Source organism: Pseudomonas sp. LB3P93 (assembly GCF_054898025.1).
Window position 1 is genome coordinate 1,266,714 of the sequence record NZ_CM142713.1, and the last position, 22,074, is coordinate 1,288,787.

Annotated in this window: 21 protein-coding genes; 10 read left to right on the plus strand and 11 right to left on the minus strand. The window is 59.5% G+C overall.

Features of this window, described 5'->3' with window-relative positions; translation table 11 throughout:
- Positions 1–43: 43 nt before the first annotated feature.
- From ACYZT8_RS05485 to ACYZT8_RS05500, 4 genes are read left to right on the plus strand one after another with little or no spacing between them, the layout of a single operon-like run.
- Positions 44–349, plus strand: a complete 306-nt coding sequence (locus tag ACYZT8_RS05485) for a hypothetical protein (RefSeq protein ID WP_461979860.1) — start codon at positions 44–46, stop codon at positions 347–349.
- A complete protein-coding gene (locus tag ACYZT8_RS05490; RefSeq protein ID WP_461979862.1) occupies positions 349–1,209 on the plus strand; it encodes a DUF72 domain-containing protein in 861 nt (286 codons plus the stop codon). The genes ACYZT8_RS05485 and ACYZT8_RS05490 overlap by 1 nt, the downstream gene beginning before the upstream one ends.
- A gap of 33 nt (positions 1,210–1,242) precedes the next feature.
- Positions 1,243–2,064, plus strand: coding sequence for an isocitrate lyase/PEP mutase family protein (locus ACYZT8_RS05495; RefSeq protein ID WP_461979864.1), 822 nt, complete (start codon positions 1,243–1,245; stop codon positions 2,062–2,064).
- Between the two features lie 2 nt (positions 2,065–2,066).
- Positions 2,067–2,762, plus strand: coding sequence for an extensin-like domain-containing protein (locus ACYZT8_RS05500; protein WP_461979866.1), 696 nt, complete (start codon positions 2,067–2,069; stop codon positions 2,760–2,762).
- A 3-nt stretch (positions 2,763–2,765) separates the two neighbouring features.
- On the opposite strand, the gene ACYZT8_RS05505 is transcribed toward ACYZT8_RS05500, so the two are convergent.
- Positions 2,766–3,386, minus strand: a complete 621-nt coding sequence (locus tag ACYZT8_RS05505; RefSeq protein WP_461979868.1) for an energy transducer TonB — start codon at positions 3,384–3,386, stop codon at positions 2,766–2,768.
- 93 nt (positions 3,387–3,479) lie between these two features.
- Here ACYZT8_RS05505 and ACYZT8_RS05510 point away from each other — a divergent pair, with 93 nt between their 5' ends.
- Positions 3,480–4,262 carry a class I SAM-dependent methyltransferase gene (locus tag ACYZT8_RS05510; protein ID WP_461979870.1) on the plus strand — a complete coding sequence of 261 codons (783 nt, stop codon included), beginning with the start codon at positions 3,480–3,482 and terminating at the stop codon, positions 4,260–4,262.
- A 107-nt stretch (positions 4,263–4,369) separates the two neighbouring features.
- Here the strand turns inward: ACYZT8_RS05510 and ACYZT8_RS05515 are convergent, their stop codons facing one another.
- A complete protein-coding gene (locus tag ACYZT8_RS05515) occupies positions 4,370–5,014 on the minus strand; it encodes a TetR/AcrR family transcriptional regulator (RefSeq protein WP_461979872.1) in 645 nt (214 codons plus the stop codon).
- A gap of 94 nt (positions 5,015–5,108) precedes the next feature.
- Here ACYZT8_RS05515 and ACYZT8_RS05520 point away from each other — a divergent pair, with 94 nt between their 5' ends.
- From ACYZT8_RS05520 to ACYZT8_RS05530, 3 genes are all read left to right on the plus strand, one after another.
- Entirely contained in the window at positions 5,109–6,209 is a 1,101-nt protein-coding gene (locus tag ACYZT8_RS05520) for an efflux RND transporter periplasmic adaptor subunit (protein ID WP_461979874.1), read from the plus strand.
- 6 nt (positions 6,210–6,215) lie between these two features.
- Positions 6,216–9,281: an efflux RND transporter permease subunit gene (locus tag ACYZT8_RS05525; protein ID WP_461979876.1), complete on the plus strand. Its 3,066-nt coding sequence runs from the start codon at positions 6,216–6,218 to the stop codon at positions 9,279–9,281.
- Positions 9,282–9,828: 547 nt separating this feature from the next.
- On the plus strand, positions 9,829–10,218 hold the full coding sequence (locus ACYZT8_RS05530) for a DUF6124 family protein (protein ID WP_461979878.1): 390 nt from the start codon (positions 9,829–9,831) through the stop codon (positions 10,216–10,218).
- Positions 10,219–10,287: 69 nt separating this feature from the next.
- Here the strand turns inward: ACYZT8_RS05530 and ACYZT8_RS05535 are convergent, their stop codons facing one another.
- From ACYZT8_RS05535 to plsB, 5 genes are all read right to left on the minus strand, one after another.
- Positions 10,288–10,977, minus strand: a complete 690-nt coding sequence (locus ACYZT8_RS05535; RefSeq protein WP_461957417.1) for a DUF4197 domain-containing protein — start codon at positions 10,975–10,977, stop codon at positions 10,288–10,290.
- 27 nt (positions 10,978–11,004) lie between these two features.
- Entirely contained in the window at positions 11,005–11,403 is a 399-nt protein-coding gene (locus ACYZT8_RS05540) for a YbaY family lipoprotein (RefSeq protein WP_461979880.1), read from the minus strand.
- A 76-nt stretch (positions 11,404–11,479) separates the two neighbouring features.
- The gene (locus tag ACYZT8_RS05545; protein WP_461979882.1) at positions 11,480–11,845 is read right to left on the minus strand and encodes a YbaY family lipoprotein; all 366 of its coding nucleotides are present in this window, start codon (positions 11,843–11,845) and stop codon (positions 11,480–11,482) included.
- 153 nt (positions 11,846–11,998) lie between these two features.
- Positions 11,999–12,601, minus strand: a complete 603-nt coding sequence (locus tag ACYZT8_RS05550) for a hypothetical protein (protein WP_461979884.1) — start codon at positions 12,599–12,601, stop codon at positions 11,999–12,001.
- Positions 12,602–12,706: 105 nt separating this feature from the next.
- A complete protein-coding gene (gene plsB, locus ACYZT8_RS05555; protein WP_461979886.1) occupies positions 12,707–15,193 on the minus strand; it encodes a glycerol-3-phosphate 1-O-acyltransferase PlsB in 2,487 nt (828 codons plus the stop codon).
- A 235-nt stretch (positions 15,194–15,428) separates the two neighbouring features.
- Between plsB and ACYZT8_RS05560 the strand changes: the two genes are divergently transcribed.
- Entirely contained in the window at positions 15,429–15,638 is a 210-nt protein-coding gene (locus ACYZT8_RS05560) for a cold-shock protein (protein ID WP_010462862.1), read from the plus strand.
- Between the two features lie 135 nt (positions 15,639–15,773).
- Here the strand turns inward: ACYZT8_RS05560 and ACYZT8_RS05565 are convergent, their stop codons facing one another.
- The 4 genes from ACYZT8_RS05565 to ACYZT8_RS05580 all read right to left on the minus strand — a co-directional run bounded on the left by ACYZT8_RS05565 (position 15,774) and on the right by ACYZT8_RS05580 (position 21,001).
- On the minus strand, positions 15,774–16,151 hold the full coding sequence (locus ACYZT8_RS05565; RefSeq protein WP_461979888.1) for a hypothetical protein: 378 nt from the start codon (positions 16,149–16,151) through the stop codon (positions 15,774–15,776).
- Between the two features lie 75 nt (positions 16,152–16,226).
- Entirely contained in the window at positions 16,227–17,036 is an 810-nt protein-coding gene (locus tag ACYZT8_RS05570; protein ID WP_461957423.1) for a putative RNA methyltransferase, read from the minus strand.
- A complete protein-coding gene (dapE, locus tag ACYZT8_RS05575; protein WP_010462857.1) occupies positions 17,036–18,187 on the minus strand; it encodes a succinyl-diaminopimelate desuccinylase in 1,152 nt (383 codons plus the stop codon). Before dapE ends, ACYZT8_RS05570 begins: the two co-directional genes overlap by 1 nt.
- Before the next feature lie 222 nt (positions 18,188–18,409).
- Complete coding sequence (locus ACYZT8_RS05580) at positions 18,410–21,001, minus strand: glycosyltransferase (RefSeq protein WP_461979891.1); 2,592 nt, start codon at positions 20,999–21,001, stop codon at positions 18,410–18,412.
- Positions 21,002–21,218: 217 nt separating this feature from the next.
- Here ACYZT8_RS05580 and tcdA point away from each other — a divergent pair, with 217 nt between their 5' ends.
- Entirely contained in the window at positions 21,219–22,028 is an 810-nt protein-coding gene (gene tcdA / locus ACYZT8_RS05585; RefSeq protein ID WP_461957426.1) for a tRNA cyclic N6-threonylcarbamoyladenosine(37) synthase TcdA, read from the plus strand.
- The last annotated feature ends 46 nt before the right edge of the window (positions 22,029–22,074 follow it).

Here is a 22,074-nt window from a genome sequence, read left to right on the forward strand (position 1 = left end):
TATGTGCCACTAGACTGCCACTACTGATACCGGACATGTACTCATGCGTATAGACGGCCTTTCCTCCCAGTCCTACCCCATCAAGCGCAAGCCCCGCAAAGGCCCTGTGGCGGATGACGACTACGTCGATATCGACGGTGAGCTGGAAATTCCGTCTGAAGAGCAACTGGCCGCCCGTGCCGCCAAAGCTTCCGCGCAGCGCCTGAGCAATCTTCCGGCTCGTCAGCAAGACATGATCTACCATCGCGCCATGAAGAAAAGCGTAGCCATGGCACTCGCCAGCTACCTGAGTACCGCCGGTTTTGTCGATTGGGATGCGGATGTGCTGGGCCTCGACCTGTACATCTGATGGTGCTGCCTTACTACCTCGGTTGCCCGTCCTGGAGTGAAAACGCCTGGCGCGATTATCTGTATCCGCCGGACGCCAAACCCGCCGAATTTCTAAATCTCTATTCCCAAGTGTTCAACGCCGTAGAAGGCAATACGACCTTCTACGCGAGCCCGGCCGCCAGCACCGTACAGCGTTGGGCCGAGACCATGCCCGAACATTTTCGCTTCACCGCCAAGTTTCCCGGCGACATCAGCCACAGCGGTGACCTGCGCGAACAACTGACCGCCGCCGAAACCTTCCTGCAATTGCTCAGCCCACTCGGTGAACGGGTTTCGCCCCTGTGGCTGCAATTGTCGAAAAGCTTCACCCCGCACCGATTGCCCGAACTGGCCGGTTTCATCGATGCGCTTGAACGACCGCTGGCCGTTGAAGTGCGCCATGACGAGTTCTTCGCCAAAGGTGATAGCGAGCGCATGCTCAATCGCCTGCTGCTGGATCGTGGCGTAGAACGTATCTGCCTCGATCCGCGAGCGCTGTTCAGCTGCACGTCGACCGATCCGTCGGTGCTCCACGCCCAATCGAAAAAGCCCAGGGTGCCGCCGCGTCCGGCAGCGTTTACCCAATTTCCACAGGTGCGTTTCATCGGCCATCCACAGCTTGAGGCGAATGATCCGTTCCTGGAGCCGTGGGTCGAGAAAATCGCCGTGTGGATCGAAGAGGGTCGTACGCCCTACATCTTCCTGCACACCGCCGATAACCTGCTGGCCGCCAAGCTGGCGCAACGTTTTCACGCAAAACTGATGCTGCGTTTGCCTGGCTTGCCGCCGTTGCCTGAGCTATACAGAGAGCCCGCCGCCGAGCAACTTGGCCTGCTCTGAGGCGGATTCGTTCCCCTTTTCAGGAGCCTGCCAATGGATGCGCAAACCCTTCGAGCCCAGGCGTTCAAAGCACTGCACGAACGCGAGGGCGCTTTTGTCATTCCCAACCCGTGGGACGCCGGCTCGGCGAAGATGCTCGTCAGCCTGGGTTTCGAGGCGCTGGCGACCACCAGTGCCGGTTATGCCTTTTCCAACGCCCGGCCTGATGGCGCATTGACGCTGGACGATACGCTGGCGAACGTCCGCGCGATTGTCGCGGCAATGGACCTGCCGGTGGCGGTGGACCTGGAAAACGGCTTCGCGGACGATCCGGCCGAGTGCGCACAAAGTATTTTGCAGGCCGCGGCGGCCGGTGCTGTCGGTGGTTCAATCGAAGACGCCACCGGTCGTGAAGAGGCGCCGATCTACTGCTTCGAGCATGCCGTGGCACGGATCGAAGCCGCCGTCGCAGCCGCTCGCAGCTTGCCTTTCCCCTTTATGCTGACCGCCCGTGCCGAGAATTTTCTGCACGGCAATCCTGACCTGGCCGATACCATTCGCCGTTTGCAGGCGTTCGCCGAGGCGGGCGCCGACGTGTTGTACGCGCCGGGTCTGCGCAGTGCTGAAGACGTGTTGGCGGTGGTCCGCGCCGTGGCACCGAAACCGGTTAACGTGTTGATGTCCGGCGGGCTCAAACTGACGGTCGAGCAGTTGAGCGAGATGGGCGTCAAACGTATCAGTGTCGGTTCGGCCCTGGCGTTAGCGGCCTACGGCGAGTTTTTCCGCGCCGCCGAAGAGATCAAGACGTCGGGCACCTTCGGATTCACGTCGCGGTCCATGCCGTACGCCAAGGCCAATCAATTGTTCAAAGGCTGACGATGCGGTTTCGGTGGTGGCTGTTGCTGATGCTGTTGATCATCGGTGCGGCGGGCGTGAGCGTCTGGCGCGGCTGGATCTTTCTGCCACCCCAGTGGAACCCTTGGGCGCCGCTGGACGTGAAGGCCGAACCGAACTTTTTGACGCGCTACAAGCTGATGCGCCTGCGCGATGATCCGCAATTGTGTGATCAGGCCTTGAGCAGCTCCGGATTACGCGTTGCGCATCAAGCCGATAGCCCCGGTGCGACGTGTCCATTGATCAACACCTTGCGTGTGCAGGGCGGCGATGTGGCGCTGAGCAGCAGCTTTCTCGCCAGTTGCCGCCTGGCGGTGTCGTTTGCCCTGTTCGAACACCATGCCCTGCAACCCGCCGCACAAGCTGTGTATGGGCAGCCCGTCAGCCGTGTCGATCATATCGGTAGCTTTGCCTGTCGCAACGTCTACGGTCGCGAAAACGGCAGGCGAAGCCAGCATGCCAGCGCCGATGCACTGGACATTGCCGGTTTCCGCCTGGCTGACGGTCGATCCATCAGCGTGCTCAAGGATTGGCCGAAGGATAATCAGGACGCACGGTTTCTGCGCCAGGTTCGCGATGGTGCCTGTGACATGTTTAGTGTGGTGTTGAGTCCGGACTACAACGCCGCCCATCGCAATCACTTTCATGTCGATGTCGGGCCGTGGTGGGTGTGTCGTTGAGGCTTAAGCGGCGATGCGCAGGTTCTGCAGGACGATCGGGCGAGCCCAGCCGTTGTCGAAATCGAGTTGTTTCTGTTGCTCCACCATTTCTTCAGGGGAGAACGGCGGGAACGGTTTGTCCAGCAGGTCCATTTCGAATTCGGCGATCGGCAAGTGCAGCGGACGCGGTTGTGGCGCCGGGCCGGCTTCGGGCACAGGCTGACCGGCGGTGAGCACGATCGGACGGACCCAGCCGCTTTCGAAGTCTTGTTGCTTCTGTTGAGCGACGATTTCTTCAGTCGGGAACGGCGGGAAAGGTTTGTCGGCCAGGTCCATTTCGAACTCGGCAATCGGCAGGAACAGCGGTTCGGGTGGCTTGACTACGGTTTCTTTCACATCGCATTCGCGCTGGCTGACGATGTGCGCCAGCAGCTCGCTGCCGACAGTAGGCTCGACCGGGCTTTCAAGATCAACCGGTGGGAAAGTCCCGCACGCCGGCACCACATCGGTCGACTGTTCGGCCAGGGCCTGGGCAAAAAAATCCTGCCACAGGTGACTGACGCCGCTCAGTGCCTGTGAATTTCGCAGACCATAATCGCCATGACGCGATAGGTAGCCTACGGATGTGGATTGAATGCCTGACATTTTTCTCGGTCGACGCTCAGCTCTGGCAAAATGCTCGTTAGTTTTGTTATCGGCCGTTTTTGCCGATCATTAATTTTTTGAGCGTGTTTTCCCATGATTGAGCAACCTGCGGCCTGCCGCATCCACGTCGAGGCCTCGGCCCCGGCATTTCAGCCACAAGCCGAGCAATGGGCCGAACGCCTGGGCTTGCCTTTGCAAGTGGATGACGGCGAGTTTGCCTTGCAGGTGGGCGAACAGGGTTTGCAGCTGCAACAACTGGGGCCGGACGCCCCGGGGCCGGTGCGGGTGGACTTCGTCGAAGGTGGCGCAGCGCATCGCCGGTTGTTCGGCGGTGGCACGGGGCAGATGATCGCCAAGGCGGTTGGCATTGCCCAAGGCGTGCGTCCTCGGGTGCTGGATGCCACGGCAGGGCTGGGCAAGGATGCGTTCGTGCTGGCGAGCCTGGGCTGCGAGATGAGCCTGATCGAGCGGCAGCCGCTGATCGGTGCGTTGCTTGAGGATGGACTGGCCCGTGGTGCGGAAGATTTCGATGTCGCGCCGATTGTGGCGCGGATGAAGCTGCTCAAGGGCAACTCCATCGAGGTCATGCGCAATTGGGAAGGGGAGCCGCCGCAGGTGATCTACCTCGACCCGATGTTTCCCCATCGTGAGAAAACGGCGTTGGTGAAGAAGGAAATGCGTCTGTTCCGGCCATTGGTCGGCGATGATCCGGATGCGCCGGCCCTGCTCGAAGCCGCATTGGCACTGGCCAGCCATCGGGTGGTGGTCAAGCGGCCGCGCAAGGCGCCGTGCATTGCGGGGCCAAAGCCGAGTCATGCGCTGGATGGGAAATCCAGCCGGTATGACATCTACCCGAAGAAAGCGCTCAAGCCTTGAGACCAAGTCGCCCCCAATCGCGAGCAGGCTCGCTCCCACAGGATCTGCGCTAACCCTGTGGGAGCGGGCTTGCCCGCGATGGCGCCAGACCAGACAACCAGAATCTATCAAGCTGTCTCTGGTCGATAAGCCCGCATAAACAACCCCACCACTTCCCGCACATGCTCCTCGGCCGCATCGCCGGTCACCGGCTCGCCGCAGCCATACAGCAAGCGAAAATTCCCCGCGCCCTTGAGCAGGCAGAAGAAATGCTCGGCCGCATTGCGCGGTTTATCGATGCTCAACGCGCCGCTCTGATCAACCTTGGTCAGCAACCGCTCCATGCCATGCAACATGCGCTGCGGCCCGGCCTCGAAGAAGATCAGCGAGAGCTTCGGGTCCTGGCTGCCCAAGGCCATCATCAGCCGATGCAGGTTCACCGATTCATCGCTGTTGATCAGATGATGAAAACCACGCGCGATGTTCAGCAGTACCGTTTCGACTGAAACACCGTCCGGCAACTCGAAAAACAGTGTTGGCAACTGCTCTTCGCACTTGGCCATCACGGCGGCGGAGAACAGGGTCTCCTTGTCGTTGAAGTGGCTGTAGACGGTCAGCTTCGACACGCCGGCTTCAGCCGCCACGGCATCCATGCTGGTGCTGGCGTAACCATTACTCAGAAACAGAATTTTCGCCGCATCGAGGATGGCCTGGCGCTTGGCCAGATCCTTGGGACGGCCCGGACCGTTGGGTGCTGAAAGATTGTTCGACATTCTTCGCTTTTAATACTGGACTGGTGAGTTTGCTATTAATAACATACTCGTCAGTATAATTATTCCAAGCACCATTAGCGAAAGGTCCTTCACCATGTTCCGCTATGCCTTGCCCCTCGCGTTGCCAGTCAGTCTGGCGTTTTTATTGTCTGCGTGTGGCCATGAAGAGGCGCCTCAAGTCACGGTCCGCCCGGCCATGGTCGTGCAGCCAGAGCCTTCGGCGCAGGCAATGGAAAGCTACCCGGGTGAAGTGCGGGCTCGTTACGAGCCGGACCTGGCGTTTCGCATCGGCGGCAAGGTCAGCCGACGACTGGTTGAAGAAGGGCAGCGAGTCAAGGCAGACCAGCCGCTGGCTGAACTCGATCCTCAGGACGTACGCCTGCAACTGGAAGCCACCCGTGCCCAGGTGGCCGCCGCCGAGGCCAATCTGAGCCTGGTGCGCGCCGAGCGTGATCGCTACAAGACGCTGATGGACCGTCAGATGGTCAGCCGTTCGCAGTACGACAATTCCGAAAACCTTTACCGATCCGGTGAAGCGCGCCTCAAGCAAATCAAAGCCGAATTCAACGTCTCGACCAATCAGGCCAGTTACGCGGTGCTGCGTGCGCCTCAGGATGGCGTGGTGGCTAAACGCGCGGTGGAAGTCGGGCAAGTGGTGGCAGCCGGGCAAACCGTGTTTACCCTCGCCACCGATGGCGAGCGCGAAGTGTTGATCAGCCTGCCGGAGCAGAGTTTTGGCCGCTTCAAGGTTGGTCAGCCGGTGTCGGTAGAGCTCTGGACCCAACCCGATCAGCGTTTCGCCGGGCGCATTCGTGAGCTGTCGCCTGCTGCCGATCCGAAATCTCGTACCTTCGCTGCGCGAATTTCATTCACCGGCGGCAAGGTCCCTGCCGAACTCGGCCAGAGCGCCCGGGTATTCGTCCAGACCGCTGACGTGATACCGCTGTCTGTGCCGCTGTCGGCATTGACCGCGGAGAACGGCGCGACCTATGTCTGGGTCGTCAGTGCCAACAATACCTTGAAGAAAACCCCGGTCCGGGTCGGTGCCTTCGGCGAGAAAACCGTACCAGTGCTCGAAGGCCTGAATGCCAGCGACTGGGTGGTCGCCGCTGGTGTCCATGTCCTGCTTGAAGGGCAGCAAGTGCGCCCGGTGGATCGCTCCAACCGCGTGGTCAATCTGGCCGACAAGGAGTAATCCCCGATGGGTTTCAATCTTTCCGAATGGGCGCTGCGTAATCGCCAGATCGTACTGTTCCTGATGCTCTTGCTGGCTATCGTCGGCGCGCTTTCCTACACCAAGCTCGGCCAAAGCGAAGACCCGCCGTTCACCTTCAAAGCCATGGTGATCCGTACCAACTGGCCGGGCGCCACGGCGCAGGAAGTCTCGCGTCAGGTCACCGAGCGCATTGAAAAGAAACTGATGGAAACCGGCGAATACGAGCGCATCGTCTCGTTCTCGCGTCCCGGCGAATCCCAGGTGACCTTCATTGCCCGTGACTCCATGCATTCGGTGCAAATACCGGAGCTGTGGTATCAGGTCCGCAAGAAGGTCAGTGACATCCGGCACACTTTGCCGCCGGGTATTCAGGGACCGTTTTTCAACGATGAATTCGGCACCACCTTCGGCAATATCTACGCCCTGACCGGCGACGGTTTTGATTACGCGGTGCTCAAGGATTACGCCGATCGCATTCAGATCCAGCTGCAACGGGTGAAGGATGTGGGCAAGGTCGATCTGCTCGGGTTGCAGGACGAGAAGATCTGGATCGAGCTCTCCAACGTCAAACTTGCGACGCTCGGTTTGCCATTGGCCGCCGTGCAGCAAGCCCTTGAAGAGCAGAATGCGGTGTCCACGGCCGGGTTCTTTGAAACCACCAGCGAGCGATTGCAGCTACGGGTGTCGGGGAATTTCCAGACCGTCGACGAGATCAAGAACTTCCCGATCCGCGTCGGTGATCGCACCTTCCGCATCTCCGATGTGGCAGATGTGCGTCGCGGCTTCAACGATCCACCGGCACCGCGCATGCGCTTCATGGCGGAAAATGCCATCGGCCTGGCGGTGGCGATGAAGGAGGGTGGCGACATTCTGGTGCTGGGCAAGGCGCTGGAAATCGAGTTTGACCGCATCCAGAAAAACCTCCCGGCGGGCATGCAGCTGCGCAAGGTCTCCGATCAGCCTGCCGCAGTGAAAACCGGGGTCGGCGAGTTCGTTCAGGTGTTGGTGGAAGCCCTGGCGATTGTGTTGCTGGTGAGCTTTTTCTCCCTCGGCGTGCGCACCGGCATGGTGGTGGCGCTGGCGATTCCGCTGGTGTTGGCGATGACCTTCGCCTGCATGTATTACCTCGGCATCGGCCTGCACAAGATTTCCCTCGGTGCGTTGGTGCTGGCGTTGGGTTTGTTGGTGGATGACGCGATCATCGCCGTGGAAATGATGGCGATCAAAATGGAGCAGGGTTTCGACCGCATCAAGGCCGCCAGTTACGCCTGGACCAGCACCGCGTTCCCGATGCTCACCGGCACCCTGATTACCGCTGCCGGGTTCCTGCCGATCGCCACCGCGCAATCGGGCACAGGCGAATACACGCGTTCGATCTTCCAGGTGGTGACCATCGCATTGCTGGCTTCGTGGATTGCGGCAGTGGTTTTTGTGCCGTATCTGGGGGAAAAACTCCTGCCGGACCTGGCGAAGATTCATGCCGCCAAACATGGCGCGGGTCAGCCCGACCCTTACGGCACGCCTTTCTATCAGCGGGTCAGACGCTTGGTGGAATGGTGCGTGCGCTGGCGTAAAACCGTCATCGTGCTGACCGTGGTGCTGTTCATCGGCTCCATCGTGCTGTTCCGCTTTGTGCCGCAACAATTCTTCCCGGCCTCGGGTCGACTCGAATTGATGGTCGATCTGAAACTCGCTGAAGGCGCGTCCCTGAGCAACACCGCCGACGAGGTCAAACGCCTTGAAGCCTTGCTGAAGGATCACGCCGGCATCGACAACTACGTGGCCTACGTCGGCACCGGATCGCCACGTTTCTACCTGCCGCTGGATCAGCAACTGCCGGCAGCGAGCTTCGCCCAGTTTGTCGTTCTGGCCAAGACCATCGAGGAGCGCGAAACCCTGCGCACCTGGCTGATCGAAACCCTCAACGAACAATTCCCGGCCCTGCGCTCGCGGGTCACACGTCTTGAAAATGGTCCGCCGGTTGGCTATCCCGTGCAGTTCCGGGTGACCGGTGAACACATCGAGGAAGTCCGCGCACTGGCCCGTAAAGTGGCGGTCAAGGTTCGCGAGAACCCGCACGTGGTGAACGTGCATCTGGACTGGGAAGAGCCGAGCAAAGTCGTGTACCTGAACGTTGATCAGGACCGCGCCCGGGCGCTGGGCGTGAGCACGGCGAACCTGTCGAAGTTTCTGCAAAGCTCACTGACCGGTTCGAGTGTCAGTCAGTATCGCGAAGACAACGAGTTGATCGAAATCCTCTTGCGCGGCACCTTGCACGAGCGCACCGAACTGTCGTTGCTGCCAAGCCTGGCGGTGCCGACCGACAACGGTCGCAGCGTGGCGCTGTCGCAAGTCGCGACCCTGGAATATGGCTTCGAAGAAGGCATCATCTGGCACCGTAATCGCCTGCCGAACGTTACGATCCGCGCTGACATCTACGGCAAGGAACAACCGGCGACGCTGGTGCAGCAAATCATGCCGACCCTCGATCCAATCCGCGCCGAATTGCCCGATGGCTACTTGCTGGACGTCGGCGGCACGGTGGAAGACTCGGCCCGTGGGCAGAACTCGGTGAAGGCCGGTGTGCCGCTGTTCATCGTGGTGGTGCTGACCTTGCTGATGCTGCAATTGCGCAGCTTCTCACGCACGGTGATGGTGTTCCTGACAGCGCCGCTGGGCTTGATTGGGGTGACGCTGTTCCTGATGGTGTTCCGCCAGCCGTTTGGTTTTGTCGCCATGCTCGGGACCATCGCGTTGTCCGGGATGATCATGCGTAACTCGGTGATTCTGGTGGACCAGATCGAGCAGGACATTGCCGCCGGGCTCAAACCGTGGCAAGCGATTATCGAAGCCACCGTGCGGCGTTTCCGACCGATCGTGTTGACGGCGCTCGCGGCAGTGCTGGCGATGATCCCGTTGTCACGCAGCGTGTTCTTCGGGCCGATGGCGGTGGCGATCATGGGCGGATTGATCGTGGCGACGGCATTGACGTTGCTGTTTTTGCCGGCGTTGTATGCAGCGTGGTTCAGGATCAAGAAAGAGTCGGTTTAATCTCGGCGGCCTTCGGGCCGCCCCCTCTCTCGCTGACGTTCACTGCTCAAATTGTGGGAGCGAGTCTGCTCGCGAAGGCGTCGTGTCAGACGATGCATTTGTCGCCTGGACGGCCGCTATCGCGAGCAGGCTCGCTCCCACAGTTGATCTTCATGTACTCAAACACCGAGTACGACACAAAACCCTGTGGGAGCGGGCTTGCCCGCGATGGCTATTTGGCAGGCGACTATGTTTAAAGAACTGCCAAAACATCAGAACCTTCCCACGAGATTTTCAGGTTGTCTGTCGGAAGCGAGACCTCTAGGCTTTTGAGTGTCGCTGCAAAAAGCAGCGACCGGGTTTCGCAGCCCGGTTAAACTTCAGACGCACAGCGTCCACCATCCGAAAGCGGGCGCTTTTTTATGCCTGTGTAATGGCGGCTGTGCGCGGGAGATCTTCGGGTCTGCCGGGTTCCTGAAGTCCCGGTCTGCGAACCTGCGTACAGCTGCCACCTTAATGTTCGTTTCGCAGCGAACGGTGACAGCTCCACTACTTCAGGAGCTACACAATGATTAAAGACAGTCCAAATCCTCCAGACACGGAAGCAGAGCTGGAAATAGAAACCGACCCGGTTTCTCCTTACGCCTTTCTCGATTCCAAAAAACTCCACGACGCCGCAATTCGCGCTCTCGATCACTATTTGGCATCACCGACGGAAGAAAAGGCTAAAGCCGACCGTCGTCCCAGCTCGGTTTTCGTAATCGCCCCCAACGTCGATTCCGAAACCCTTTTGGCTCACGCCTGCGAAACCCTCGCTTCGGCAAATGTGATGGCCAGTGAGTTAGCCTTCGGTCTGAACGGCCCGACATGCAATCTCATGTTGGCAGTTCAACAGATGATTTCGCTGGCGGAGTTATCGATAAATCGCGTTCTGGATCAGGTTGATCCGCACCAGTAGCGCAAAATGAAAAAGCCCGCTGACCTGTAAAGGCCAGCGGGCTTTTTTGCGAGTTTCAGTTGCCTGGAGTTAGAGCGTACCGAAAACTTTCTTCGCCAGACTCGTCGCCGCCGCCGCAGGGTTCTGGCGGATGGTTTCTTCCTGTTTGCCGATCATCTCGAACAAACCGTTCAGCGCCTGCTCGGTGACGTAGCTTTCGATGTTGGCGTTCTTGGTATCCAGCACACCCATGGTCGCCGCCTGGCCCGCGAACGTGTTGTATTGCTTGGCCAGGCCGACCTGGTCGGTGGCTTGCTTGACGATCGGCAGGAACTTGAGGCGAATCTGTTCGCGGCTGGTTTTGCTCAGATATTGGGTGGCCGAGTCGTTGCCGCCGCTGAGAATCCCTTTGGCGTCCTCGACGCTCATCTTCTTCACAGCGTCCACGAGGATTGGCTGGGCCTGGGTCACAGCGGTTTCGGCCGCTTTGTTCATGCTGGCTTCCAGCTGAGTGACCTGATCGCCCATGCCGAACTGTTTCATTTTGCTGGCGACTTTGCCCAGTTTGCCCGGCAGTTCGATTTTCACGTCCGGGTTGTTGCTGAAACCGCCCGGCGTGCCGAGTTGTTTGACGGCCAGTTGCGCGCCTTGGGTCAGGGCATCCTTGAGGCCGCCGGTGGCGTCTTTTTGTGACAGGTCACTGAGCGACAGTGCCATCGCGCTGGCGGAGATCATCAAGCCTGCGCAGAGGCCGGCGAAGCGAAGGGTAGGGCGGAGCATGGCGGCTTCCTAGTTCTAAAGAGGAAATTAGCGAACGGCGTCGACGCGGATTTTCAAAGGCTGCGGATCGCTGCCATCAAGCTGTACGGCGTGGTGTTCGGTGCTGATGAACATCAGTTCGCCGTTGACTTCGATGCGCGCGCTGACGGAATAGCGATGGCCGGGTTTGACCTGGGCCGGATCGTAACTCAGATGAAACGGCAGCGGCACCTGGCTTTTGACCGGGCCTTTCTGTTCGTCGAGGATAACGGCGGGCGCGTCGGCGAGGGACACGTCCTGCAGGCTGACGCTCAAGGTGGCGCTCGGCGGCAGGGCGATGCGTTGCAGGTAGAAGACTTCGCCATCGAGGCTGGTTTTTGCGGCAGGTTGTAGCGATTGGCAGGCTGCGAGTAGAGCGGTAAGCCCAAGAAGCGAAAGTTTTTTCATGAATTGAATCCCTGTCGTTGGCGCCCGAAGAAGACCGGCGCCAACGACAATTTAACGGATTTTTTCAGCTGAGGGCTTAGAAGTTACTGTCCGGTTTTGTACGGACATTGCGGACGATGACGTCCTCAGGGCGCAGGTGATCGACACCCAACTCCACTGCGTGATCTTTAGTGGTCGCGAAGATCACTTGTTCGGTGGTTTCGATCCGTGCACGGATTACATATCGGTGGCCAGGCAGCACATCGGCCATCTTGTACAGCAAGTTAAAGTCCAACCCTGTTGTTTCTGCGTGGGGAATGACTTGCTGGGCGAGTTCTTTGGCCGGGGCATCCGCTGTAGTGATATCCAACAGATTGACGTGAAGTGTCGAGTTTGTTGGTAACTCAATTCTGAGCAGGTAGTGCACAGTGCCACTGATGCTCTTTTCGTGATCGTTGCTCATTTTGATGTCCTTATCAAGTTAATCGTCGGGAATGACGAGTCGTCAGCATATAGCCAAGAGCAACGAACGCTATGTAGGGCATTTCCGGACTTGCTGAGCGAATAGGCAGCAAGATAGATAACGAGCAATGAAGGTTGATTTGTCGAACTTATTTCAAGTCGTACTAAAGGGCTTCAATACAACGGATCCCGGATAGACCGCGATTGAATTCCGGTATTCGTTTTCGGTGGCGGTCAGGGTATAGCGCTTGCCGGGAACGACAGTGGCTGGATCGTATTCCAGATAAAATGCCTCCGCCATTTTTTCGCTGATATGTATCTGAGTGACAAATGCATCGCTGTCGTCGTGCTCGTGGGCAACAACGGTGACAGCGTGCTCGGGTTCGACCGGTCGAGGCGCTTGCGCCTGGATATAGAGGCGGCCGATCGGGCTGAGATGCAGGATCTGTCGGTGCGGCACACGATGGACAATCACAAAGTAGTCCAGATCAATCAACAGGGGAACTCCATTGTGGGTCATGTTGATCGTCACAAGGTATTTGACGCTGACATCGGAATAGTTGTGCGCAAATGAAAAGTTCCAACGCCCGCTATACAGTTCCGGCTTGCGGGATTGCGCCACTGTGACGGGAGATAAAACATTGGCGGTTTGAACGCTTATATAGGTTTCACCTAATCCATCGCTTGGCGGCAAAAAGTCTTCAGGCAAACTAAAAGTGAGGGTGACGTATGGGTTGACGTCTTCCAATGGGTTCATTGCGATATCCGTATCTGGATTAAAGAGGGTTCTATTAATCCATAACTGACCGATTATAAGAACATCCTTGTTCCTATAGTCATTGTCAGAAAGTTACGGGCTACTTCAACTAGCCTGATCCGCCGCATCTTCACTTCGATGCAACGCCACCTGACGGATCGACAAACGAATCTCCGCCGGCAACACCCGCTTGGCCGCACCTTCTGCCAGTTCCCCCAGCAGTTCGTGGTAGCTCAACTTGCCGGCCTCGTCGCGCTTGAGCACGTCGAGATCCAGCAGGGTCTGGATGAAGTGCCGGAACAGGCTCTTGTCGAAGAACTCCGGGGCGTTCAGCCCGTGCAGGATCGACAGGCGCTGGGCCATGACCGTGCACAGGTCTTCCAGTTCTTCGGCGCTGATGCTGTTCTGGCCGCTGTTGAGCAGCAGGGACACGGTCATATAGAAGCGTTGCAGGGTTTGGGCGATGCTCTTCGACAGCAAGGTCAGCAACACAAAATGCCGCGAGCTTGGCGCCGGTCGCAGGTAGACGTCGTTCTCGAAACGCAACAACCCTTGCTCGACGAACGCTTCGAGCCATTGATCGATCACGCCATCCAGCTCGTCCAGTGTCCAGCGAATGAACAGCTCCGATTGCAGGTACGGATATAGCGCCCGGGTGTAGCGCTGGATCTGTTCGCGGCTCATGCGCGACGCACTCTGGAAGAAACTCGCGAGCAGCGCCGGCAAGGCGAAGATGTGCAGCACGTTGTTGCGGTAGTAGGTCATCAGGACGGCGTTCTGCTCGTCCAGATACAGAATCTTGCCCAGGGCATCGCTCTGCTCGGACAGCAAGTCCATGTCCTTCACATGCTCGATCAGAGCCCGGCCGTCCCCTTCCGGCAGCGTGGTGTGCGGCGAGTACGGCACCTTGCGCAACAGCGCCAGATACAAATCAAGCACCCGCGCCATGGCCCGATCATCCAGCGCCAGACGGCTGGTGGACAGCAATGCCAAGGCCACCAGGTTGACCGGGTTGATCGCCGCCGCTTCGTTCAGGTGTTGCGCGACTTTCTCGCCAAGACGGTTGGTGGTTTCGTTGAGCCAGGCCGGTTTGAACTGCGGACCGAGTTCCTGTTTACGCCAGTCGGGCTGTTCGCTGTCGAGGAATTCCGCGAGTTTGATCGGCTCGCCGAAGTTCACCGCCACCTGGCCGAAGCGCTGCTTGAGCGCACCGATGACTTTGAAGATGTCGAAGATCGATTCTTTCTTCTTGCTCGCGCCACGCAGTTCGCCGAGGTAAGTCCGGCCTTCCAGTACACGCTCATAACCGATGTACACCGGGATGAACACGATGGGCATGCGCGACGAACGCAGGAAGCTGCGCAGGGTAATCGCCAGCATCCCGGTTTTCGGTTGCAGCATGCGCCCGGTGCGCGAGCGGCCGCCTTCGACGAAGTACTCGACCGGGAAACCTTTGGTGAACAGGGTGTGCAGGTATTCGTTGAACACCGAGGTGTAGAGCGGGTTGCCCTTGAAGGTACGGCGCATGAAGAACGCACCGCCGCGACGCAGCAGGCCGCCGATGCCCGGCATGTTGAGGTTGATCCCGGCGGCGATGTGCGGCGGGGTCAGGCCGTTGCGAAACAGCAGATAGGACAGCAGCAGGTAGTCGATATGGCTGCGGTGGCACGGCACATAGATCACTTCGTAACCCGGGGCGACCTTCTGCACGCCTTCGATGTTGTTGACCTTGATGCCGTCGTAGATTTTATTCCAGAACCAGCTCAGCACCACTTCCATAAAGCGGATCGCGGTGTAGGTGTAGTCCGAGGCGATCTCGTTGCCGTAGCGCAAAGCCTGGGCCTTGGCTTTCTCCGGGGAGATGTTTTCGCGCTCGGCTTCATCGAGAATCGCTTGCTTGACCAGCGGCTGATTGAGCAGGCCTTTGACCAGGTTGCGGCGGTGGGAAATGTCCGGGCCGATCACCGCGGCTTTCAGATTGCGGAAGTGAACGCGCAGGATCCGCTGGGCCATGCGCACGGTGCGCTCGTGGCCTTTGTCGTGGTCGATCAGCTCGCGCAAGTGAATCGGCGCCGAGAACTGCACGCGGGTTTTGCGCCCCAGCACGATGATGCTCAGCAACCGGCGCAGGCGACCGGTCACGGCCCAGCTGTCAGCGAAGAGCAATTTCCACGGGCTCGATTCGCTGTCGGGCGACTGGCCCCAGAACACGCTGACCGGAATGATCTGCGCGTCTTCGGCGGCGTTCTGGCTCAAGGCACTGACCAGACGGGTCAGGGTTGGCGGCGCACCGCGTTTGTCTTGGCGGCCGAGCCAGTCGGGCTCCGGCGTCAGGTAGAAAAACGCGGCGGGTTCCACCAGGTTGCCCACCGACACGGGCAGCACCGGACGGGGCAGGCCGGCCTTGCTGCATTCGGTGTCGACCACGGCCAGGTCGGTCAGCGAAGGATTTTGCAGGACGTAGAACACCGGACGACTGCGGTCGAGGTTGAGGGTGAACGACGACTGATTGATCGTCTCCGAGCGAACCCAGAGATAGAGCAGTCGGCGCAGGGTGCCAAACACAAGACGGCGGAACGGGGAACGGGTCATACGGCATCTGCGTGAGTGAGTAAAACCGAGCAAATGCTCGGGCGGCCGATAGTGTGCCGGATTCGTCGAAAATCGGCAAAAAAGCACGCAAGTAAACTCCAGTTGAGAGTTTTAGCGCCTGACATATACTCGGCGTGCCCGCACTGGCCAGACAGTGGCACTTCTCAGTGCAAGCAATGTTCCCGAGGCTTTCCTGCGAAAAGCCCGATCAATAATAAGAAAGGAGTATGAACAGATGGCAACACGTGAAACCGGCAATGTGAAGTGGTTCAACGACGCCAAGGGTTATGGCTTTATCCAGCGTGAGGACGGGGTGGACGTGTTCGTGCACTACCGCGCCATCCGCGGCGAAGGGCATCGTTCGCTGGCTGAAGGTCAGCAGGTTGAATACGCCGTGGTGACTGGCGAGAAGGGCTTGCAGGCTGAAGACGTTGTAGGGTTGTAAACCCGATCTTCAGGTCACCAAAAATCACTGTGGGAGCGAGCTTGCTCGCGATGACTGACGGACATTCAACATTGATGTTGACTGACAGGGCCCCATCGCGAGCAAGCTCTCTCCCACAGGTTTTGTGTACTGGTTTTAAGCGGTTTTCCAGGTGATCTCTTCTTCACCATCAGCGCTGATGCGCATCCAGCGATCTGCTGTTTCTTCGCCTTCTTCCTCGACCCAAGTACCCGGTGCGCAACGCACCTCGACATTCAGCGCGGCAAAGGCTGCGCGGGCGCAGGCGATGTCGTCGTCCCACGGGGTCTGGTCGCTTTCCAGGTACAGGCTGTTCCACTTGCCTACCGCCTTCGGTAGCCAAGTGATGGGCACGTTGCCGGCCTTGCACTTGAACGTCTGTCCCTTTTGAACCCAGTCGCTGCACGGGCCGATAGCGGCACCGAGCCAGGCCGCGATGGCCTTGTAGTCGACGTCGGCGTCTTTCAGGTAAATCTCGATATCGGGTTGGCGCATGGATGTCCTCACTGCGGGTCTGAAAAATCCATTCGCGGATTTAGCCGGCCTCGAGCCATTGCTCGAAACCAAAAATTATTGAAGTACGAAATAATCGTAGCGCATCGATACGGTGACCTCGAACGGCTCGGCCTGTTCGATCACTGCTGTCCGACGTTCAGCACTGGCGCGCCAGCCGTGAGGGGTCATCGCCAGCAGGTTCGCCCGGTCCTGACCCTTTGAAAGCGTCAGTTTGAACTCCAGGGTTTCGCTGTGTTGCAGCGCCATGCCTTCCGGCACCAAGGCCAGATGCTTATCGTCGGTGTATTCACGGACTTCGTCGTACAGCCGTTCGCGCAATTCCATCAGATGGCCGCTGGTCGGCCCGACTTTCATCAAACCGCCGCCGGGGCTGAGCAAGCGCTTGGCTTCTTCCCAATCCAGCGGGCTGAAGACACTGGCGAGAAACTGGCAGCTACCCGAGGCCAACGGCACCCGCGCCATGCTGGCGATCAACCAGGTCAGCTGCGGGTTGCGTTTGCAGGCGCGTTTGACCGCTTCCCGGGAGATGTCCAGCGCGTAACCGTCAGCATTCGGCAAGGCCTCGGCGATTTGCGCGGTGTAGTAACCCTCGCCACAACCGATGTCCAGCCAGCGCTGCGGCGCGTATTGCGCCGCCAGTTCGGCCAGGCGCTTGGCCACCGGCGCGTAATGGCCGGCGTTCAGGAAGTCACGACGGGCTTCGACCATGGCGAGGTTATCCCCAGGGTCGCGGCTGTTCTTGTGCTGCACCGGCAGCAGGTTCAGGTAACCCTGCCGCGCACGGTCGAAACGATGCCCGGCGGGGCAGGCCACGCCGTTGTCCACCGCGTTCAGCGGTTCGCTGCAGATCGGGCAGGCGAGCATCAGGCGAGCAACTTGATCAGGGTCTGGTAGTAAATTTCGGTCAGCACGTCGAGGTCGGCAGCGAGTACACGCTCGTTGACCTGGTGGATCGTCGCGTTGACCGGGCCCAGTTCAACCACTTGTGTGCCCATGGTCGCGATGAAACGGCCATCGGAGGTGCCTCCGCTGGTGGACGCCTTGGTTTCGCGGCCGGTGATGTCCTTGATGCTCGACGCCACGGCATCCAGCAACGCACCCGGCTCGGTCAAGAACGGCAGACCGGACAGCGCCCAGTCGATGTGCCAGTCCAGGCCGTGCTTGTCGAGGATGTCGGCGACACGCTTTTGCAGGCCTTCGACAGTGGACTCGGTGGAGAAGCGGAAGTTGAACACCGCCACCAGATCACCCGGAATGACGTTGGTCGCGCCGGTGCCGGAATTGACGTTGGAAATCTGGAAACTGGTCGGCGGGAAGAAATCGTTGCCGTGGTCCCAATGCTCGGCGGCCAGTTCGGCCAGGGCCGGGGCGGCGAGGTGGATCGGGTTTTTGGCCAGATGCGGATACGCCACGTGACCCTGCACACCGCGCACGGTCAGCTTGGCACCGAGTGAGCCACGACGGCCGTTCTTGACCACGTCACCCACCAGCGTTGTGCTCGACGGTTCGCCGACGATGCACCAGTCCAGACGTTCCTTGCGGGCGGCGAGGCGTTCGACCACAGCCTTGGTGCCGTGGTGCGCCGGGCCTTCTTCGTCGCTGGTGATCAGGAAAGCGACCTTACCCTTGTGATCCGGGTAGTCGGCGACGAAGCGTTCGGCGGCCACGGTCATGGAGGCGAGGCTGCCTTTCATGTCTGCCGCGCCACGGCCGCAGAGCATGCCGTGTTCGTCGATCAGCGCGTTGAACGGGTCGATCTGCCAGGCGGACACCGGGCCGGTCGGTACCACGTCGGTGTGACCGGCGAAGCACAGCACCGGGCCGTCGTGTTTGCCGTGGGTCGCCCAGAAGTTATCCACATCTTCGATGCGCATCGGTTCCAGGGTGAAACCGGCATCGCCCAGGCGCTGCATCATCTGCTTCTGGCAATCGGCGTCGACCGGCGTCACGGACGGACGGCGGATCAGGTCGATGGCGAGTTGAAGGGTCGGCGAAAGGTCGGCGTGGGCCGTCATGGAAAACTCCGGAAAACTTGAATATGGGCACGGACTATAAATGTGGGAGCCAGCCTGCTGGCGATGGCGGTGTGGCAGTCAACATAAACGGTGATTGTTACATTGCCATCGCCAGCAGGCTGGCTCCCACAGGGATGGATATCACGCCAAGGCCTGCAAAATGGCGGTTATCTTAAAGCAAAACGGCGGCCATTGGCCGCCGTTTAGTGCATCTGCGCAGATTTAGACTGCCGGTGCCGTTTCGGCCTTGGGTGCCGGTTTCGGCAGCGAAGACAGGAACGCCATGATCAGCGCCGCCAGGTACGGCAGCGACTGCACCAGCAACATGGCCACCCAGAAGCGCATGTCGTTGCTCGGCATGCCGTTCACCAGGTATATCCCCAGCGCCGCGCCCCACAACAGCAACATGATGAACACTTCTTCGCGTGCTTCCGAAATCGCGACCCAGAAGCCGTGGTTATCGGCGTTCTTCGGTGTGCGGAAAAACGGAATGCTGCTGGTGAAGAAGCCGTACAGCACCGCTTTGGCGATGGTGTGCGACAACGCCAGCCCGGCCAGTGCCGCGCAGAACGCATCCTTGAGGTTGACCCCGACCGCACGACGGTAGAGGAAGATGATCTTGCCCACCTTGAACACGAATAGCGCCAGTGGCGGGATCGCGAAAATCAGCAACGGCGGATCGACCCGCTGCGGCACGATGATCATCGCCGCCGACCACAACAGGGCGCCGACGGTGAAGAAGATGTTCATGCCATCCGCCACCCACGGCAACCAGCCCGCGAGGAAGTGGTAACGCTGGCCACGGGTCAGCTCGGTGCCCTTGCCGCGCAACAGGCTGGTGGTGTGACGCTTGATGATCTGAATCGCACCATAGGCCCAGCGGAAACGCTGTTTCTTGAAGTCGATAAAGGTATCGGGCATCAGGCCTTTGCCGTAGCTGGTGTGGTAATACGCCGCCGACAGACCTTTTTCGAACACGCGCAGGCCCAACTCGGCGTCTTCACAGATGCACCAGTCGGCCCAGCCCAGTTCCTCGAGCACCGAACGCCGGGTCATGGTCATGGTGCCGTGCTGGATGATCGCGTCACGGTCGTTGCGGGTGACCATGCCGATGTGGAAGAAGCCTTTGTATTCCGCGTAGCAGAGCTTCTTGAAGGTGCTTTCGTTCTGATCGCGGTAATCCTGTGGCGACTGCACCACAGCGATTTTCGGGTCGGCGAAGTGCGGCACCATGTGCTTGAGCCAGTTCGGGTCGACGCAGTAGTCCGAATCGATCACCGCAATCACTTCGGCATCCTTGGCGGTGTGCGGAATCAGGTAATTCAGCGCGCCACCCTTGAAACCGGCCAGCGGGGCGACGTGGAAGAACTTGAAGCGCGGGCCGAGGGTTTCGCAGTAATCGCGCACCGGTTCCCAGACCGCCGGGTCCTTGGTGTTGTTGTCGATGATCAGGACTTCGAAGTCCGGATAGTCGAGGTTGGCCAAGGCGTTGAGGGTCTGTTTGACCATCTCCGGCGGCTCGTTGTAGCAAGGGACGTGAATCGACACTTTGGGTCTGTAGTCCGATTCGCCCACCACCGGCAGGAATTCACGCCGGCGCTTGTGAGTCCATACCGCTTCGGCCAGTTCATGCGCCTCGGTCAGCAGCACAATAAAGACCCCGAGTGCGCCGAGGGCGAGGAGGCCTCCGACCGTCAGGCTGAACCAGGTGCTGTATTGCAGGCTGTAGTCGTAACCGATCCACACCAGTACCGATCCACACAGGAAGGCGATAAAGGTCAGGAAGGTACGGCCCCGTTGACGCAAGGCCGAGCCATCGATCATCAACAGGGTCAGGGACAGCAGGGCCAAGACTACCGAACCGACCGCCAGCACGCGCCATTGCGGGATCGCAACGACCGGGCCGTCGAAGTTGAATTTCTGCTGGCGCGCGGCGTTGAAAACACCCCAGTAAGCGCCCACCGAACCTTCGTCGCTGGCCTTCCACGGTTGGTCAAACGCTTCGATCACGAAGTAGTTGAAACCCTGGCGGTTGAGCTTGTTCACCAGCGTGCGCAGGTAAATCGCCTGATCCGCCGGTGATGCATCGGCGCCACCGCGCATGCGGCCGTTACTCGGCCAGCCGACTTCCGAGAGCAACAGCGGCTTTTTCGGGAACATTTTTTTCAGATCACGGGCACGGTCGAGTACGAACTGTCCGGCCTGCTCCATCGGCACATGTTCCCAGTACGGCAGGACGTGGGCAGCGATCAGGTCGACGTGCTTGGCCAGGCTCGGGTTTTCTTCCCAGACGTGCCATTGTTCGGACGTCGTCACCGGCACTTTCACCGCTGCGCGAACGCGATCCAGAATGATGCTGAGTTCTGCGGCAGTAATTTCCTTACGGAAGATTGCCTCGTTGCCTACAACCACGCGAACCACGCTGCGGGAGGTGTTGGCGAGTTCGATGGCGCGCAGGATCTCACGCTCGTTGCGTTCCTCGTCCGGACTGATCCAGATACCGAGAGTGACCCGCAGACCGAATTCTTCCGCCAGTTTGGGAATGTCTCCCAGGGAACCGTCGACCGAGTAAGTACGGATGTTGTCCGTCAGCTTGCTCATGATCTCCAGGTCGCGACGCATTTCATCGTCGGTCGGGTACTGCTCTTTTTGTGGGTACTGGCCTTGCTGAAACGGCGAGTATGAAAAGCCGGAGATCTGTTCAGGCCAGTTGGGGGCGGTGACCGGGCGATTGATCAGCGCCCAGAAGCCGGTAAACAAGGCAGCGATGGCAAGCACCACGACCAGGTTGAGTCCAAATTTACGCGATGACATAGCTATTTCAGGTTCCAAAGGCTGTGGAACGAAGGACCGGTCGGCGATTGCCAGGGGGCGCGCATCCTACACCGGGCATTCCCTGAGCGTACAGCTGGCAGGGAAATGCCCTACGTTTGGCAATCCCGTTTCGCATAAGTTCTTTCACTTGTCGCGGTAACTTAGATCTTGTTGGCCGGTAGCCCTATAATGCGCGCCGGTTTTTAAGGTTATGGTCATGAGTACAGAAGATCCGCGGTTTGCAGGCATCGCCCGTTTGTATGGCATCGACGGCCTGGAGCGCCTGCGCGCCGCCCATGTGGCCATCGTCGGCGTCGGTGGTGTCGGTTCCTGGGCGGCGGAAGCCATTGCCCGTTGTGGCGTGGGCGAAATTTCCCTGTTCGACCTCGATGACGTCTGCGTCAGCAATGCCAACCGTCAGTTGCACGCGCTGGACAGCACCGTCGGCAAACCCAAGGTCGAGGTCATGGCTGAGCGTTTACGCGGGATCAACCCGGACTGCACGGTGCACGCCGTGGCGGATTTCGTGACGCGCGAGACCATGGCCGAGTACATCACGCCGAACATCGACTGCGTGATTGATTGCATCGACAGCGTGAATGCGAAAGCTGCGCTGATTGCCTGGTGCAAACGCCGCAAGATCCAGATCATCACCACCGGCGGGGCAGGCGGGCAGATTGACCCGACGCTGATTCAGGTCTGCGATCTGAACCGGACCTTCAATGACCCGTTGGCCTCGAAGGTGCGCTCGACCCTGCGTCGTGATTACAACTTCTCACGCACCGTGACCCGTCATTACAGCGTGCCCTGCGTGTTTTCGACCGAACAACTGCGCTACCCGAAACCGGATGGCAGCATTTGTTTGCAGAAGAGTTTTGTCGGCGATGGCGTGAAGCTCGACTGCGCCGGCGGGTTCGGCGCGGTGATGATGGTGACGGCGACGTTCGGGATGGTCGCGGCGACCAAGGCTGTGGATAAGATTGTGGCGGGTGTGCGGCGCCCGGCGGATCGGGTTAAACCTGCCTGACCTGATCGTTCCCACGCTCTGCGTGGGAATGCAGCCCGGGACGCTC